This window comes from Bradyrhizobium hipponense (assembly GCF_008123965.1).
Taxonomy (GTDB): Bacteria; Pseudomonadota; Alphaproteobacteria; order Rhizobiales; family Xanthobacteraceae; genus Bradyrhizobium; species Bradyrhizobium hipponense.
The window spans coordinates 12,718-30,551 of record NZ_VSTH01000069.1 but is presented as its reverse complement, the minus strand read 5'-3'; the positions used below and the strand labels follow the sequence as shown (position 1 = coordinate 30,551).

Annotated in this window: 12 protein-coding genes and 1 pseudogene; 1 reads left to right on the top strand and 12 read right to left on the bottom strand. The window is 60.3% G+C overall.

All coding sequences use genetic code 11. From position 1 onward, the window contains the following. Positions 1–93: 93 nt before the first annotated feature. The 3 genes and pseudogenes from ltrA to FXV83_RS21225 form a co-directional block, all read right to left on the bottom strand. Positions 94–1,569, bottom strand: coding sequence for a group II intron reverse transcriptase/maturase (ltrA, locus tag FXV83_RS21240; protein ID WP_148741348.1), 1,476 nt, complete (start codon positions 1,567–1,569; stop codon positions 94–96). A 535-nt stretch (positions 1,570–2,104) separates the two neighbouring features. Further along, positions 2,105–2,473, bottom strand: a pseudogene (locus FXV83_RS21230) (ParB/Srx family N-terminal domain-containing protein); the annotation flags it as partial. Between the two features lie 172 nt (positions 2,474–2,645). Beyond that, positions 2,646–3,842 (bottom strand): DUF932 domain-containing protein, encoded by a 1,197-nt coding sequence (locus FXV83_RS21225; protein ID WP_148741345.1) that lies wholly within the window; start codon positions 3,840–3,842, stop codon positions 2,646–2,648. Positions 3,843–4,384: 542 nt separating this feature from the next. On the opposite strand from FXV83_RS21225, the gene FXV83_RS21220 reads away from it, so the two are divergent. After that, positions 4,385–5,122, top strand: a complete 738-nt coding sequence (locus tag FXV83_RS21220; RefSeq protein WP_148741344.1) for a hypothetical protein — start codon at positions 4,385–4,387, stop codon at positions 5,120–5,122. A 5-nt stretch (positions 5,123–5,127) separates the two neighbouring features. Here the strand turns inward: FXV83_RS21220 and FXV83_RS21215 are convergent, their stop codons facing one another. The 9 genes from FXV83_RS21215 to FXV83_RS21175 form a co-directional block, all read right to left on the bottom strand. Then, positions 5,128–6,645 (bottom strand): ATP-dependent helicase, encoded by a 1,518-nt coding sequence (locus FXV83_RS21215; protein WP_148741343.1) that lies wholly within the window; start codon positions 6,643–6,645, stop codon positions 5,128–5,130. Beyond that, on the bottom strand, positions 6,642–8,411 hold the full coding sequence (locus FXV83_RS21210; protein ID WP_148741342.1) for an ATP-dependent nuclease: 1,770 nt from the start codon (positions 8,409–8,411) through the stop codon (positions 6,642–6,644). Before FXV83_RS21210 ends, FXV83_RS21215 begins: the two co-directional genes overlap by 4 nt. Then, positions 8,408–9,790 carry a Fic family protein gene (locus FXV83_RS21205; protein WP_148741341.1) on the bottom strand — a complete coding sequence of 461 codons (1,383 nt, stop codon included), beginning with the start codon at positions 9,788–9,790 and terminating at the stop codon, positions 8,408–8,410. The genes FXV83_RS21210 and FXV83_RS21205 overlap by 4 nt, the downstream gene beginning before the upstream one ends. Before the next feature lie 110 nt (positions 9,791–9,900). Next, positions 9,901–11,163, bottom strand: a complete 1,263-nt coding sequence (locus tag FXV83_RS21200; protein ID WP_148741340.1) for a hypothetical protein — start codon at positions 11,161–11,163, stop codon at positions 9,901–9,903. A 147-nt stretch (positions 11,164–11,310) separates the two neighbouring features. Further along, complete coding sequence (locus tag FXV83_RS21195; RefSeq protein ID WP_148741339.1) at positions 11,311–12,717, bottom strand: ISNCY family transposase; 1,407 nt, start codon at positions 12,715–12,717, stop codon at positions 11,311–11,313. A 1-nt stretch (position 12,718) separates the two neighbouring features. Then, a complete protein-coding gene (locus FXV83_RS21190; RefSeq protein WP_148741338.1) occupies positions 12,719–13,102 on the bottom strand; it encodes a DUF6788 family protein in 384 nt (127 codons plus the stop codon). Next, on the bottom strand, positions 13,099–14,430 hold the full coding sequence (locus FXV83_RS21185) for a DEAD/DEAH box helicase family protein (protein WP_148741352.1): 1,332 nt from the start codon (positions 14,428–14,430) through the stop codon (positions 13,099–13,101). Before FXV83_RS21185 ends, FXV83_RS21190 begins: the two co-directional genes overlap by 4 nt. Positions 14,431–15,008: 578 nt before the next feature. Beyond that, positions 15,009–15,872 carry an SDR family oxidoreductase gene (locus FXV83_RS21180; RefSeq protein ID WP_148741337.1) on the bottom strand — a complete coding sequence of 288 codons (864 nt, stop codon included), beginning with the start codon at positions 15,870–15,872 and terminating at the stop codon, positions 15,009–15,011. Between the two features lie 102 nt (positions 15,873–15,974). Next, positions 15,975–17,366 (bottom strand): O-antigen ligase family protein, encoded by a 1,392-nt coding sequence (locus tag FXV83_RS21175; RefSeq protein WP_187436050.1) that lies wholly within the window; start codon positions 17,364–17,366, stop codon positions 15,975–15,977. Between the last annotated feature and the right edge of the window lie 468 nt (positions 17,367–17,834).

Sequence of the window (17,834 nt, the reverse complement as noted above, 5' to 3'; positions counted from 1 at the left end):
CCCACTTCAAATCAAAAAAGTTCGCGGTAGGGACGCCCATTACTGAGCGCCCCCCGCACAGATCCGAGCGAGCGGAATTCCCGCACTCGGCTCCTACCTCGGGTGCGTGACGGCGAAGCGCAATTGTGGCCAAGGATGAAGGATCTGCGGTTTGGGGAGCCAGTGATCGGTGAGCTTTGTTGTGCGATCCCATGTTAGGCCGCTCCGCTGGCTGCGTCGCCGAAGCGTGCGCCTCCAGAGATCGGTTATGTAGAACCGAAACGCATTCAACGCTCGGCCGTTCGTGGGGACAGCAAAATAGCCAAAATGACCGGTCACGACCTGCCTCAACCATCTTCCCTGTTCGGGAATCGGGCTGTGCATTCGTCGCCGCAACTCCAACTTGATCTCCTGAAGCTTGGTCCGCATGCGATCACGTCGCGTCTTCCGTTGAAGCAGGAAGTTCCCGCGACGTGATTTTCCGCAGATGAACGTAAACCCCAGAAAGTCGAAGGTCTCCGGTTTGCCGAGCCCGCGCCGCTTGCGATTGACCGCCGCGAAGCGACCAAACTCAATCAGGCGGGTCTTGTCCGGATGGAGCGACAGCATGAACTCCTCAAGCCTTGCACGCATCGCATCGAGGAAACGACGAGCGTCGCCCTCGTGCTCGAAGCCGACCACCACATCATCGGCATAGCGCACGATGACCGTGTCGCCAGTGGCCCCGCGCTGTCGCCAGCGCTTGGCCCACAGGTCCAGAACGTAATGCAGGTAAATATTGCCGAGGAGCGGTGAAATCACCGAGCCTTGGCCCGTTCCCCTGTCATCGACGGTCACGACCCCGTCTTCGAGGATGCCCGCCCTCAACCATTTCTGGATCAGGCGGATGATGCGCTTGTCGCCGACCCTATGTTCGAGGAAGCGCACCAGCCGTTCCTGGCTGACGTCCCCGAAAAAGTTTTGGATGTCGGCGTCAATCATCCAGTTCACCTTCCGCTTGTCGATCGCCACGCACAGCGCATCCAGCGCATCGTGCGGTCCCCGACCGGGTCGAAACCCGTACGAGAAACCGCAGAAGTCGCCTTCGTAGATGGCGTTGAGCACGATGACGGTAGCCCCTTGGACGATCTTGTCTTCCAGAGCTGCGATCGCCAGCGGCCGCCGCTTCCCATCCGCCTTCGGTATGTACGTCCGGCGTGACGGTTGTGGGCGGTACGCTCCCCGATGGACCCGTTGGTGCAGACCCTCTAGCCGTGGCTCGAGATCTGCCTCGTAGTCCTGCCACGTCATGCCATCCACCCCGGGAGCGGCCTTGCGCCTGAGCGCGTAGAACGCCGTCCGAAGTGCATCGACATTGATATGGTGGAAGAGCGCGGTGAACCGGTCCTTCTTCCTCAGCCTTGCGGCCTTCCGTACGCGGTCCAGCGACTGGGACATGCGAGCCCGGCCCTGTGTCCGGTGCATGCGCTGCTGTTCCGCGTTCCCCTTGGTCCCCGGCCTTGGCTCCGCCAACTCCGCTACCGGTTGCCCGGCTTTGTTCGTCGGCTTCACAGCTACTATGCCGAAGTCAGACTTCTCCGTGTCGTGCATCAGCGGCTACGGCTCCTCGCCTTCCCGCTGCGGACCATACGCCTCCAAGGAGGTCATGGCCGACCCGGAGATCTCCCGGTTCCCGTACAAGGAGCTTCCATACATGCCGGGGTCTGCGACCACGCCGGGCCAGACGGATGCTTGCGATTGCGCACCCGTCCGTGTTGCCTTCCGCTCAGTTGACAGCGTCGGTGCCCGGGAAAACATTCTTTCGCGGCTCAATGGCTGGCCTGTATGCTCCCCTACCGACGCTTCGCAGATATCCTCGCGGATGCCTGCGCACGGCTCGGGGCCGATGTGGATCGCTATTCCTTCATCGTAATGGACTTGCACCATCTACTCCTTGCCGGTCTCCCGGCGCACCAACTGTAATGCTAGTTTGTGGTGTCGCCGCCGCGTCAAGCGTTGTCCTCGCTACGCTGCGGGAACGCTTGACTCGGACGTCTGTGTGCCCTCCTCGAAATGCCCCACGGATATGAACCATCACGATGACAGCCAAACGAATCTAACAGGACAGTTCGAACACAGAACCTAAAAGCGGCGCGCGCTGGATATTCTCGGCCAGCGAGTCGTCCTCGCCGAGAATGCCGGTCGCCGGATCGCGCACGACGCAAGGCACCGGCGCGGTCTTGGCCAGGCGCTTCTGCTTGACCAGCAGCTCCAGCGCCCGATAGCGGCGGCCGCCTGCCGGAATCTCGAACATTCCGGTCTCGGCGCCTTCGGCGTCGAGGACCGGCCGGACGTTGAGGCTTTGGAGCAAGGTACGCCGGGCGATGTCCTCGGCCAGCTCCTCGATGGAGACGCCGGCCTTCACACGCCGGACGTTTGACTGGCTGAGCACCAGCTTGTTGAAGGGAATGTCGCGCGAGGACGACAGGGTGATCTTCTGAACGGCGGTAGCCATGGGTGATACTCCGCGACGGGCGACCCAAAGTCTCTCTCTGGGTCTCCAACCCGTCACGAAGCGCAGCGCCGTCCTCTTCCTCTGAGGGCAGCGCCGCAAACCGACGATCAGTAAAAACGGAAAGGCACGAAGCCGGAGACACGCCGTTCCGCATCTTTCGGCTTTCCGGGTATTAGGCTGCGCGGTCGAGCAGCTTCTTCGCGCGCGCCTCTAGATCGAGTCGTGCGTCCTGATGGATCTTGCCCCGCGCAACCGCTGTGATGCCTTGCACGAAATCGAACACGCTTTCGGGCTTGCGTCCTTCCTCGGAAAACACCCTTTCGATGATCTTCGCTGTCTCGGTCTTCGAGAAGCCGCGCTTGCGCAGGAACTCGCCGCGGTCGTCGTCGGTGCGGGCGACGATCGTTTCTCGCGCGGCTCTAATGCCGTTGACGAAGGGCCTCGACGAGGAGTTGGCAAAGCTGGCGAGCGCCGGCGCCGCCTCCTGCGCAAAGCGTGAGGCGGCGTATTTGGAGTGGCGGATGGTGATCTCCTCGAAATCCTCCACACCCCAGAGATTGCGGTTCTGGCAGACGGCGCGGAGATAGAAGCTCGCCATGCCGAGCGTCTTCGCTCCCACCTCGGAATTCCAGCAATAAAAGCCGCGAAAGTAGAGGTCCGGCGAGCCATCACGCAGCCGGCCGGCCTCGATCGGGTTAAGGTCGTCGACCAGGAACAGGAAGACGTCGCGGTCGGAAGCGTAGAGCGTCGTCGTATCCTGGCTGATGTCGACGTGCGGGTTATAGACTCCGGTCGACCAGTCGAGCACGCCCGGGACCTTCCAGCGTGTATCGCCCGTGCCGTTGCCGGCGATGCGCTGAACGGCCGCGACGAGTTCGTCGTCAAAGATGCGCCCGTATTCGGGGCCCGTAACGGCGCGAAGCTCGACGCGACCGTCTTCGATCTCGAGCGTCTTCACCTGCTCGGCGGAACGGGAGGTCAAGCCGTATTGCAGGTTGATGCCGGCCAGCGGCGCTGGAAGCTGCCGGAGGTAGGCCGCCGGCGCTCCGACCAGGCCGGCGAGTTGGCCGAAACTCCAGTGGGTCGGAGCGATCGGCGCGTCGGAGCCGGGCAGCGTCAGCGCCAGGCGCTCGGCATCGTCGCGGCTGGCCTCAACCCGGATCGCAGCGCTCTCGACTGTTCGGGTCCGGCTTCGCTCGGTCCGTCGGTGCACGGCGGCGTAGAGGTCTGACAGCGAGAGATAACGCTCATCCGCTGGCCGCGAGAACCATTCCGACGATACGCGGCCGACGCGGTTGCCGCGGGTTACGTCCACCTTGTAGCCGCCGACGTCGTCGCGGCCATCGCTCAGAACTTCGACTTGGGTCATGGGTCATCTCCATGACGGGCGCCGGAGGCCTCTCCTCCAGCCCTTAGCCCGTCACGGAAACCCGGCTCCACTCTCACTCTCGGGGCGCTGCGGGGTGTCCCCGCTGATGGGGGTGTACCGGCGACCCTGGCGTCGGTCAGGGGGAAGGCCTTCCCCCGACAAACTCACTTCGAAGTGGCGGCCGCCGCCTCACAACAATCATCTCATTGACTTCCAATCATCATGGCCGCGTATTCCAATTTACTAGTGCCGACCAGTCGGTCCAAGATACAAGGCTGTCGATGATTGAAAGTCTGTATTCGACCGGACATTCATGAAGAGGCGCTGCGGTTGCACTGGAGATAGCCATGAACCCTTGGCCTCAAATCCCGGAAGATGTGGTGATGTGGTTCCGGACTATTTTCTCCGAAGCTAACCGGCATGTATCCGAACGGCTAGTCAATCTACCCAACGTGCGGGAGACCTAGCTGGATGATGGTCTAATCGAGGCGCTGATCCCCGAGACTGCCCCAACGTTGCTGCCGTCGGGAGCTATTGTGCGCATGGACACGCACAACATCGGCGGCTTGCGGCGGATTGGCCGGCCGCATTGGGACCTTCCTTTTGGACGTCGATGGGAGACGGCGGATATCGCAGTTCTCGTGTTTATCTATCGGCACGAGACGCTAATCGCTAAAAAGATTGGATTGCTTCAATCTAAGCGATTGTATCCGGACAACAACGACGTAGACGATGAAGATGAGGTCGGATTCCTCTATGGGATGAATGCGTTCATCCGGCGGGAAAACGCCCAAGCTATTGGAGCTCTCCATCGTGAATTTTCGTTCGGCGAAAGCTGCGTCTATGGGGCCATCCACTCAGGTAGCGATCAGGTGAAATCGATCGATACATTGAATCGCGATTTTGGAAAGGCAGTGTACTACCTATTATATAACCCACATAAGGTACCGTTTTCGATCAGCTATCCCTTGCGAGAGCGTATTCGGATCGATCAGCCAGCCGTCGGCTGCCGCGTGTTCGACGCGGATCATGTTCACCAGGCCCTTGCGGAGCTAAACGAGGGCGAAGCGCCGACCTATGAGATGGTGAAGCGCATCGGCGCGGCGAGTGATTGGCCGCTGGAGACCTGGGCGGCCGACCTGCTTCTTACTTGTCAGGTTGGTCAGCAGTTTGATGCCTCTCGGGACGACCGCGTTCGCTATTTCTTGAACGCCGGTCTGGTCCGATCGGTGCGGCGCTTGCGGTATCGATTACGCTGCCAGAAGGCTGATTGCCGATAGAACCGTTAGAGCTGGAAAAGCGGGCTCGGATCGGCCCGCGAGACCACAAGCATCAATCGCTCTTTGGCTCTGCTGATAGCAACATAGAGAAGACACCGGGCATCCTCGCGGTCAGGAAAGGTGGTGGAGTCACACGGCATCACCACGACGTTGCCGCATTCGAGGCCCTTGGCCTTATGGATGGTGCTAATAGCAGCGTCTGGTGGCTTGGGCCGTCCGTAAGCGCGGCGGTGTGTTATCTCGGCTAAGCCTGCTTCGAGATCCTCGAAGTTGCCGAGCCTGACCGCTTCCCAGAACTCCCTGCTGTGATCCATCTCGATATCGGCGAAATCGGCGTCGCCCTGTTTCAGTTCCGCCAAGCGCGCGAGAAGCTTGGCGACGCCCCGATGATCGGGCTCGGCCAAGAGGAAGCGGGCAAGCTCCTGAATCGTGGCGGGCTTGCCTCGACTCCTTGTCGTACAGCCTTCGCGCACTTCCTTTTCGAACCGATCGCCGAACGCCGAAGGGCTGAAGCCTTTGCCGATGTCATTCATGAACGTGACGACAGCGGCGGCAAGCTTGGGGCAGTCGGCGTTGCCTGCAGTAATTGCATCAACCAGCTTCTCAAGGGCCGAACGCGTATGGCCTTCCCATAGCGGGAGCCGGCGGTTGAAGAAGGCGCGCAATGAGCGTGCCGTCTCATTGTACCGTGTGAGGACGAGTAGCGACGCATGGGATCGCGTGAATGCGTCGATGGCTCGCCGGTCGGTCGGAGCGAGCTGATACTCCATGTTCCTGCGGGCTTGGTTCTCTGCAACAACCACCGACACGCTCGCAGGTATGTTATTGCGGAGATCGATCTTCCCGCCGTTTTTGAGCGCCGTCCGGGCGAGGAGGGTCCAGCGCCCAAGGTCGGGGCAGCCGCTCCGCCAGCGATGCGGCGTGTCGAGTTGCTCGAACGCGTGGGCCTGTTTCGCGAGAGTGGCCCAATCGTGCGCCGGATTGGAGCCGGCCAGCGGCGCTTCCTTAAAGATGCGTTGGACTGGATCGGCGAACACTCGCAATCTGGCGCCTTGGTCGAGCATGGCCATGCCGAGCGCATGCTGGTCGCCGCTGCAATCCTGATGCTCATCGCAGATGACGACAGGGTAGCGTTTGGCCAGAGCCGTGGCGATCATCGGGTGCCGCTTGAGTAATGCCGCAACGCGAAGTGCGACATGTCGATAGCCATCGGGCGTCCGCCTGGCCCAGGTCGGCACGTCTGCCGGAAGTCCGAGGCCGAGATGATAAGCGGTCGCGATATGCGCGATGAGGCTGTCGATCGTGCGGATCTCGACGCGGCTGCCGCTGCCCCGGGTGCGCTCGGCGAACACCGAGCAGGCCGCGTGTGTATGCGTCAAAATCAGAAGGCGGTTGGAGCGATCAGCGGCGACATCGCAGGCGTAGTCGGCGCCCTGGTGTGTCTTGCCGCAGCCGGCCGGCGCTTCGACCAGCACCAGCGGTGCGTCGGATCTTAACGCCGTATGGACCGACGCGTCGCTCATCCGTCCAGATCCGCAATCTCTGTGAGACCGATGGCTGTGCGAGCTGCGTTGCAGAACGGAAGGAGCTGCGGTTTGAGCGCCGGCCAGAGCGCGAGGCTGAAGAGCTTGCCGGCGAGTTCACGTCCGCCGTCGACCGATTTGAACCACCGGCCGGCATGCGCTTTGTACTCGTTTTTATCGCTTTCCTTGCCGGTGGGCACAGTGCCGACGGCTGCCTCGACTATGCGGGCTTTGAAATCGGCGCCTGCCTTCGCCTTGAGCGCCGCAAAATCCTTGTCGGCGATGCCAAGGCGATCGGCCAGAGTGCGTAAGCGAATGCCGGTTTTTTCGCCGATAGGGTCGGTGATGAACGCTTGCAGCTTGTCGTCGGGGACGACGGCAATGATGTTTTCTTCGATGCAGAGCGACGGCCAACGGAAGAGCAATTTGCCGAGTTTCGTGTGAAGCTTGGCCCAGCGCGTGGGATGTTTGCCCTCGTCGTCGGCGAAGCCCCCGAACTGCAGGCCGCCGGCCGCGAGGGCTTCAAGGATGCCGAGCGTTGCCTCATGTCCGCCACCATCGCTCACATGCACGCCGTGTTGTTCGAGCACGGAGTCGAACGCGCGCTCAAGGATGGCCGTGGTAAATCCGAGTTCGGTCGCGCCTTCCGCTATGATGGCGAGGCGCGAGAGGAAGGCTTCCGGATCGGTCTTGCGGTGCTTCGCGATCTTGGTAACGTCGAGCGGCCCGATTTGGCCGGTATGATCCACGTACCAGATCAAGGATGTCGCCGCGGACGAGATGGCGGCCGGGCTGTGGGTGGTCAGAAACACCTGCGACGAGCCGGTTTGGAGTTTCTCGATCAGCGTCCGCTGCCGGTAGGGTTCGAGCCCGCGCTCCACCTCGTCGACGAGCGTGATCGGCGCATCGCCCTGGTTCTGCTCGGCGATGGCGAGCGCTGACAATCGGCGGGTTCCGGCTCCCCAACTTGCAAGGGGCAATTGGATGCCGGAGCGATCCGCGGTGAGGCCGATCATTGACGCGATCGACGCACCTTGCCCGCCAGTGATCACAAGATCGAGGCCGGCAGGCAGGCTTTCTCTCTGGAACGTGGTATCGAGATTCTTGAGCTTAGTCTGTGCTTCGGTGGTCAGCTCGTTCTTGACGTCGTTTTTCGCCAACTCGCTCGCCATGCGGGAGCGTAGGCCTTTGTCGGAGAGTAGCCGATCCAGTGCAGAACCCTGGACTAGCCTAAGATCGCGGTCGTTGCGATCATCGCCGCTCAGGCGGACGAGGCCGATCGCGCGTCGCAGCGCGACGGGAAAGCTATCGGTAGAACCGTCTGGCTGGACGATCTCATAAGCCAGCTCGAGGTCTTCGGTGCCGCGCACACGAACTCGGTAGACCGGTTCACCGGCGAGCTTGCCGTCGTGCTCCAGGGCAGGAACGGCTGCTTCCTCGCCGGTCCATTCCCAAGGCCAAGAGGGTTTCATCTGACCGCTCATTCCGGCGCCGGCCGGCAGGGACAGAACAGCCTCGATGGAGAACCCGGCTTCGATATCCCGGTCGTGATAGTCGGGATCGGAGAGCGTCGTTGGATTGACGGGGCTAAGGAGAAGCGCGATGGCTTCGAGGATCGTGGTCTTGCCGACGTCGCCGCCGCCGAGAATGACATTCACGCCGCGCGATGGCTTCCACTTGAGAGAGGTGATGCCGCGAAAGCGCTCGATGGTGAGAGCGTAGATCGCTGCGGCCGGCAGTTTGGCTGGCGGTGCGGTATCGGTCATCTGGCCTCCCAGACTTGTCGCCAGGCTGCGAATTCCGAGGGACGGATTCGATAGCGAGCGAAATTGCCCTCATGCAGGCCTATCAGTTCGGCTTCGACGATCTCGGCGAAACGCGCTCGATCGCTGGGATCGATCTCTTTCTTTGACCAAGTCGCTATTCTTGCTGCAGCGTCCTTCCGACCTACGCGCGCCCGGACAAGTTCGGCGATGAGCTCGCGAAACTGTTCGCGGTAGCGAAGCCGGAAGGGATCGGGTTCGCCGAGGGATTGGCGAACGGCGGCATAGCGAGCGGCCGAGCGCTCATAGGCCCAGATGAAGACGTCCTTGAGAAGGTCGATTTTGTTCAGCTCGTAAACGCCGAGCACGGCTTCCGTATATGTCTGCCGGGGAACATCGGCGAACGACAGCGGCGTTAAGTTGCGCTTGATGAGCGGGATGTTGGCGGCGAGGCGCGACACGCGCTTGTTCACGTCGTCGAAGGGCTGCAGATATGGAAGCTGCACCATCACGAAGAACGCTTGTTCGAAGGGGTCGCTGATCGCGGCAGCGGTGGCCAGGATCTGATCGAAGCTTTCCTCAATGAGCTGCGGCACCTCCAGCGGATGGAAGGCGGAGCGTTCGATGCCGACGGCGATGTAGCGCAGCCTGCCGGCCGCGGTGGAATCGGCGAGGAGGTTGTTGGCGAGGAGCGCGTGGAGATTGAGGAAGGTGTAGCGGTTGAAGCCGATTTCGTCAGCGGCGCCGACCAGGAATTCGATCGCGTCCTTGTGGTTCAGGATCATCTGCGCCTCGAGATGCGCGCGGCCAACGGCCTCTTCGCCCAGCTCGATGAGGCGTTTGGTGTCGAGGAGCGAGTACGTGTTGCCTTCCAGACGGCTCGAATTCCAGGCGAGATCGATCAGCAGCCTGCTGAGGATCTGTTTCGCGTAGGTGCCCGCAGGCTGTTCCGCGATCTGCGGGCGGCCAATGGCCGCTAGATGCGCGCGGTCCTGCTCGGTCAAGTAGAAGGAAGCGTTCGGTCGATAGCGGTCGAGGAATTTTCGATCGTAGCCGACTGGCTTGCGGGCCTCCGGCGCCTGACGGACATAGTCGCGAATCGATGTACCCGCTTCAGAGAGCGGAATGACAGGTTCGTTGGCATCTTCCCGCGCTGCCGCGTCGATGGCCGCATCGGGCATCCGGTATCGTGCCCACCGCCCTTCGCCGTCCATGATGATGCGATTTCGGGTGACGAGGTGTTTGAGGCGATATTGGAGAGTGCGCGGCGGGACGGGAGTCGCCAGGGCGCGCAGAATCTCCGGCGCCGACACGCCGTTGGGGTCGCGCCGCACGGCATCCTCAATCGCGGCCAGTGCTTCTTCTGGGATCTGGTTCGCCAAAGCGGCCTTTCCTGCGCGTAGAATCTAGGCGCAAGAATGGCCGATCTAGGCGCAGGAATCAAGGCTAGGAATGAATTCTAGGCGCAACGATGGTTGCGCCTAGAAGCGGTTTAGGTGCCCTTGGCCTTTTTGCCGAACGGCTTGAGAAAACTAGCCTTGATCCCGTCCGGTTTCAGGTGTGCCTTCACAAGTGCTGCTTCGCAGCGCTCCCGTAGCGCGTCAGATTTTCCGGAGCCGGACACCAGTTCGAGCAAAACCCCTCGCAGAGCGCCCACCAATTTCGTGATCTCATCGAGACGCAGGGCAAAGCTGCCGGCTGGCGTCGCTTTCGGGTCAGCGACAGCTTCCGGCAGCGCCGAGACCCGCAGCGCCTCGCGCCCGGGATAGGCGTTCTTAAACCAATGCTCGGCTTCAAGGAGCTGGGCATGGTCCTTCTTGTAGAGGGGATTGTCCTGGTCCTTTTCGCTCTTCGCCTCGATAACGAAATCGAAGGTGCTGTCAGTTCGCCAAAGAACATCAGGACCGACGCCGTGGATCTTCTCCGGCCGTTCCGCTTCAAAGCCAAGGAATGCGCCGAGGTTGGCAAGCGCTTCCTCGTAACGGCCGGCCGACGCCTCCGGTACTAGCTCGGCGACCGCCTCGTCGAATTCGGCGATCATGGCACCGCGTTGATCGTACTCGAGCATGCGACTGACGATCGCTGCCGACTGCCTTCCCGGGAGCGGACGCGGCACGTAGGCAGGCCTGACCTTCGGCGGCGAATGATTGTTGTTGACCGTGTAAGCGCTCGTTTGAAGCTTCTGGCCGCGACCTTCGTCTTCCATTTGATAGGCGATGCGTGCGGCCGACGCTGAGAGCCACGCCCGGCGCTCCGCGTCGTCAGCAAGCTCTTTATCGGCGATCAGCTTCTCCAGGGTCTGTATGGCGTTTTCGAACTGTCCGAGTCGTTGCTGGCGAAAGGCGCGCCTTTCGCTGCCGGCGACCTTGAGCGCCAGCATATCGATCGGCGCCGCATGCGCGGCGTCGGCCAGTTCGGATGCATGATAAGCCACCCAATCAGGATCGCGGTTCAGACATTTCAGTACGGTCTGACCGACCTCCTTGGCGTTCGCGACCGCCTCGCTGACCTCCTGACCCATCTTGAGCTGAACGCGCGTACTCGCGGTCAAATGTGCCAAGTTGTTCTTGCGGCCGATCCAAGCGACGAGCTTGCTGCCAATCAGCATGACGACGCAGTGATCGCCGCCTCCGCGCGTTCCGCGACCAATCCCTTGCTCTATCCGTTGGGCGAGTAGGGATGCGACGGCGGAATCGGCGACGACATTCATCCGGAACACATCGTAGTTCGACGAGCCCTGCGGGAGATTGTCCATCACGAGGAACCGGCAGGCGTCGCTAGCTACTTTCCGGCGCAAAATTGATGCTTTTGGAAGAGTGTTCAAGGGCGCGCAGCAACGCAAGACCCGCCGGGGGCGACCGGCGGGGTTTTTGACAGAGCCTGATGGTGAGGGCGGGCGGATTTACCGGGCAGCCCGCTTTTCCATTGCGCGGCCGATGTTGATGAGGTTGTCGGCAATGACGCCGAGGCCGACCCAACGTTTCATCCCGGCGTCACCTTTGTAGCGACAACGGTTAAGCCCATGCCGCCGCTTAGTCACACTGATGCGTCCCTCGCATCCGGTCCGCCATTTCTGGCCGTTGCGGAACCAGCGCTTCTTCTGCTCGCGCCTGCGTTCAATGCTCTTGGTTGAGCGGTTGGGAATGCAAACGCGTTTGACGCCTTTTGCTTTCGCCGCTGCCTCATTCTTTGCGGAGTAGAAGGCGGCATCTGCCGCTACCAGGCGCGGTGCGCGTCCGAGCATCGCTTGATGCGTTTCGATAGCTGCGATCAGCAGCTCCGAATCGTGCGGTCGCTGAGCGTAGACTTCATAGTCGATCACAATCTGGTTTTCGGCCTCCTGTAGTTTCACCATCTTGCCGAACTCGTTGGGCTTGCCCGCCTTGCCCTTGCGGATGATTTCTGTCGACGGCTCGAACAGGCTGAGGATCTTGCCTTCGGCGCGCGTATCGCCGCGGAAGATGCGCGCTCTAGTCTGCTTCATCACCTGCTTGATGAGCGGCACCATCGCATCGAGTTCCTGACCCAGGCCCTCCAGCACCAGCTGCTTGCGAATGCTCGAAGCGCGCTTCACTCCTGCGGCGATCTCTTTGGAGAACCGCTTTGCCTGTCCCACCACCCGGCTGGTCGAGTTGAGCAATTTGCCGTACGCCTGCGTGAGCTTCTCCCGGCTCTGCTTGGCTTTGGAGCGCGCCGCGCGCGCGATATCCAGCACCCGCAGCTTCACCGTCCGACTACGATCGCACTGTCTGGCTCCAGCCTCGCCAGCGATCGTTGTGATCTTCTTCATGGTGCGGATCAGCACCCGAACCCCGTCTCCCAACAAGCTCGAGTCGGTCGGATAATGGATGTTGGTCTCCACCACCGTCGTATCCACGCGCATTCTGCGCCCTTCCATCGCCCCCTCGTCCCGTGCGAGCCTTACAAGTCTTTCGTGAATCTGTTTGACCACGTCCGGCCCCACCGCTACTCCCCAGCGGCCCATGGTCTTGGCATCGGGCGTCTTGGCGGCGCCCACGCGGGTAAAGTCGCGGTACACCAGATTGGCGCGCACCTCGCGCTCCAGCACGCCATAGCTCCAGTTACGGATGTGCTTGAGGATCAACAAGCGCAGCACCACTTCCGCCGGAGCGCCCGGCCGGCCGCGGCTGCGGCTCTTGGGATGCCGTTTCATCAGCGCTTCGTACACGGCGGCTACTATTTGCTCGTCCGCCAGCACCTGATCGGCGTGTGTCATCCAGCTCTCGCGGAGATCGCTCACTTCCTCAGCGATCAATCCATCGCCGAAGCTGAGCTGCACGCGTCGCATCTTAATCACGGCTCTTCCCCCCGCGCTTTGCCGCCGTTTTCTCCGGACGCAGCAAATCGTGATTGATCTCGCAGATCGTCTCGATCGTCTCCTTCAGTTTCTGATAATTATCGAGCCAACGGCGAACCTCGGGAACCCGTTCACGACGCACACTGATTTGCCGGGTGCGTCCGCCGGCATAGCTCACCGTCAGAACGAAGACCCGGTGCCCTTCGCCACGCGCGCATTTCGGGCAATCTTTGGTATGCCGGATCGTGCGCTCCAGCAGCGAGCCACGAAGTATTTCGCCAGTAATCGGCAATTTGCCGACCAGCTTTTGGCGCGCTCGCAGGGTTCGCTCTCGAATCATCCACAAGAATGAATCAACGAAAGCAACCAACGTCAATTCTGTTTCCGTCCGACCTGGCAGTTTTCCGCATATCGCGCGATTCTAGTCCAAGGCCAACCAGATTGAATTTTGCGCCGCAAAGTAGCTAGATCGATCCCATCATACCGGTTGGCAAGGACAATCGGGCCGAAAGATGAACCTGACTGCATCTCCGCGACACGTTCCGTGACGGCCTTTGTCGTCTCCGGGTAGGTCGCCACATCCGTCCAAGTCTTTGCCACGGGGCCTGATGGCGCGAGAATCGCCACGCCCTTCTTACGTTCGGCGAGCTTGGTTGCGATGTTCTTCACCATCGGCGTGATGCCGGCGCCCCCAAGCTTCATTAGCTCCGGGACGAGGATCATCCGCTCGCCAACGCCAGCCAGCGACGTCGATGTGATGGGCTTGGCGACGGCTTCAGGCGATGCGCCGAAGGTGCGCACGATCTCGCTGTCGTCGGCGATCGTGGCGGACATGTAGATACGGCGCGGACAATCCTCGAAGGTGGGGACAAGATCGACGGGGGGAAAAATCGGTGTGATCGCCACAGCGGTGCGACTGAAGAGGCAATGGCAGAAGGCGAGATTGTCGCGCAAAAACGGCCAGACATAGGGATCGATCCCGTCGACGTGTTGCGAGATATAGTCCTGCACCTCCGGTAGTTTGCGGTTCCACGCCCAGCTCGGCACCTCGACGACGCCATAATCTTTGCCGTTCGTAATGTCGGAGAAGGTGCCGCTGCGCCCGACGTCACGAAAGGCAACGCGAAATCGGCCGGCGAGGTCGGCATAGACGTCGGCGTGATCCTTCACGGGAATGGTCAGGGTGAAGGCTTCGCGGACCGAGGTCAGGGCAACATGCGCATCGTCAAGGATAATGGCGCCGACCTTTACCGGCGATCGTCCGTCCCCGCGAACACCAAACTTGCTGCGGCCGGTGAACAGCGTCTCATAGGCGCCGACGAGCACGCTTTTGCCATCATGGAACTCGCCGGGCAGAGGCTGTCCCTTGGTGTAGGGTTGCGCCGAGATACCGTACTCGCGGCTCTTGGCGAGCACCTGGCCGACGAGTTGGTTTGTCGGCGCCAGATAAAGCACTGGTTCGCCGATCTCGTTCATCACCGATTGCGCCATCAGCAATGCGACGAGGGTTTTGCCGCCACCTGTGTGGAGCTTAACGACGACATCTTGCTCGTTCCGGCGCGCGAACCAGTTGTCGAGCACCTCCGCTTGGCTGGCGTAGAGATCGTTGATGCCCGGCGGCTTGGGCAGCGCATTGAAGATTTCGCGCGGGTTGATGGGCTTCGGCTTCGCCTTGCTCTCCCGAAGCTTCTTAAAGTCGACCATCCGCACCTCTTTTCGCCGGGCGCTTAATCCGCCGACCGCATTGGCTTAATCATCAACAGAGCATCGCTCGAAATCGAGTTCCGGCGTCATGGCCAGGAACACTCGCTCTCCTTACCATCAACATTCGGACTTCACGCGGCAAAAATCCGGATACTAGAGATGATGATGGAGGCTCGACGATTTGGAGTCCACCAAGATCGCAGTGACATCGTAGCCAAAACGAAAACCGCCGCCGAGCGGCGGCGCGGGCAGAGAAGTTGCGCGCCATTCAGAACAAAACTGCGAACTCGTACGTACTTGAAATTGCTCTGTGATTTCCCCAGGAGAGAACACCAACGGAAGACAACCTCCGACAACCCGCAGTCCCAAAACTGATCAACCGCCCGACGGAGACGCCAGCGAAAAAAATAATCACCGCTGATGATCTAGGCCGAGTCCAACTCTTGAGGCTTTCACGCGCAACGCACGAATGCTTCTTTTCATCTCTTTAGAAACATTTTGTATGGGCGTGCGCTGCTTTGGGCGGCGGTCACTCGTAATTAGTCCATTATCGACGCGCGACGTACGAGGGCGAATGGCTAATCAAAAATCGGACGAAAGGCCCTCGGATTCCAACCGAAATCGCGGACGGCGGACGTGCCGTCGAAAGTCATGTCCTTCATCATGCGGATACCCATGGCGACGTTTGAGCTGGGAAAAAGTGGCTGCGCTAGATCGAAACCGGCGCGCCACAGCCAGGGCGGCACGGAGATTAAGCGTCGTGGCAGGTGCAACGCATCGAAGATCCGGCCGACCATCTCCCGATAGGAAAGGATTTCAGCCCCCGGCAACGAATAGAACTTGTTCACCGCGGCCTGACTTGCGGCTGCAGCGATGGCGCCGATTGCAAGGTCCTCGGCGTGCACGGGTTGCCGCAGGCCCGGTGCGCCTCCGACCAATGGCATGAATCCGAAACGGCGGATCAGCCGCGACAAGGGTGTGATGTTGGTGTCGCGGCCTTCGGCGTAGATTAATGTGGGTCGCAGGATCGTCCAGCCAACTTGGCGTTCCTCGCAAGTTGCAACGATCCTTCGCTCGGCATCCGCCAGCTTGTGGATCATCTCCCGCTCCTCGGCAACCTCGGTGTCCTGTTTTGTGTGCACGCTGGTAGAGCTGAAAGCGACGAGACGCTTGGCGCCAGAATTGAGAAGGAAAGGAAGCGCGTCAGCAAGCAGGACAGCGTCGGCAGTGCAGTAAAGAGTGCTGAATGCGGGAAGTACCAGCTTGTCCGGCTTCAGCAGATCTGCACGAATCCACTCCACGCCAGCTCTTTTCCTTGGCGCTCGCGACAGTGCGATGACGCGCTCACCCGGACGCACGAGCTGCCCGATGATGTAGCTGCCTACGACTCCCGTACCCCCGATAACCGCGCTCGCGGTCTGCTCGCTCTCCGCTCCGCTCACTTTTGTTTCCGCTTAGCCTACGCAAATCTACGATCGCCGATTAAACGACTATACAGTGTTTCCGGATCAGCTCAACTTCTGGAAGACGGTCTGAACATGTCCTTATTGATGCATTGGCTTAGCTTGTTCTGATCTGGGCCTGACCCGTCCTCCCATTTCGAGTCTCCGCTCGCAAGACTTCCTCCTCCTCGGGTAATTGAGGGGCTCGTCTCCGGGATCCTCCTCCGCAACGGCAGGGGGACGATTTGCTCGGCAAAGACCTGGAGCAGGAGCATCGGAGCCGCCGGAAGCCGCCGTATCCTGCCGAATCCGCAGAAGCTCGCCTCCAGCAATTCCCACAAATAATACGTAGAGCCAACCTTCGTAAAAATCTGCAAGGTGGGAGTTGAACATCGAGCTTGCTATGTTTTGCACTGTCGCCAGCATTCCTATCCACGCGACCAGCTCACTGCCGCGGAACAAGTGCACGTGCGCTATCCACATGGCCCAGATCGCGATGAGTCCGAGAGCGCCCCATTGCACGGCTGCTGCGAGCGTCTGGTTATGAGGATTCGCCACGACGAGAGCAGATACCCCGGCTCGCCCAACGGCATCGCGTTCGAAGAGAGATCGGATCGAGCCCGTACCATTTCCCAAGAGCGGAGCAGCCTCAAAAAAGTTCAATGATTTGCGCCAAAACTCAAGTCTCAGGGCTACCGAGGGCTGCTTCTCTCCAATGGGCGCGTCGGGCTGGTAAGCACTAGCTTCTGTGAAAATGGCCGTCACCTTACGTTGCAGATTGGGAGACGCGCTCCACAATCCGCCGCAGACAAGGCCCAATCCGACTAACCCAAGCAACACCTTAGTTCGGCTCAGGTAACGCACCATCAGCAGCACAAACATTAATGGCGCATAGAGGAAGGCGGACCGAGCGACATTGATGAAAACAAGGTTGGCGAGGAATGCACAAGAAGTTATCGCAAGCAGCGCGGCTAAATAGTATTTCAACCGCGCTGCTGCTTCGAAGGCAAGAGCCGCGAGCGCGACCGCAATGACCACAAAACCTTGACTTTGATCGATATAATTTTTTACCGGAATGCCCGGTTGATCGAGTCTAGTCGTAATCGCGAGCGCCGGGAATGCAGACACTAGAAACGAATGGACCAGCAGAACGCCACTAGAGGCGACGAATGCCGCGAAAATCCATTTTGCCCGTTGCGAAGACTGATAGTGAACAAGCAAGAGCGGCAGCAACAACAACTTAGCCATTTTGCCCACGCCCGTTAGTCGTTCGGGCCAGGATACACCGTCTGCCCATGTTGTGCCGGTTGCTGCGAGCAACAGGAGTGCGAGCGGAAGCACGCTGGCAGGTCGCTTGAGACTGGTAAGGAGCAGCTCTACCCGAGCATTCAGCAAGATGCAAAACGCCACGACGACGCCCAATATACCGGTCACACTAGTCGACCAGGGCAATGCTACTGCAAGCAACATTAGAATGATGTCGACATGTCGCACTCTTGCCTCGTGCGCGCGAGCAGTGTCTGGACCGCTCCACGTTGTGCAGGAAAGCGAGATTTCTGTTCGAAACCAACGGGCAGCGTTGGGAAGTGTTTTTCTTGATATCATTACTTAGAAACAAGCTCAGACGCGCGCTTTTTGCACATGTGGTTACTTCACAGATCAGGTGTCGCTTCGAGAGTGGTTGGAATCTGCACGGAACGATCTCTAGCAGAGTGACCCTACCCGAGGGGGCGGCAGGGTCAATTGGCTGATCGATGAGGCCGTAACGAAGGGTTGCAGGCGGCCGACGTTGCGCATGTTGATCTAACCAGATTGAAGCAACGCCCAGAACCACATGGCCGCGCCGTCCACCGATGAACGGTATCAGGTTCTAGCTTATGCTTGAACTCCTCGTGCAGCCGCTCAATTGCATTCGCAATTTCGCATGCTGCGCCTTGAGCTCGGCGTCACGCGGGTGGAGCG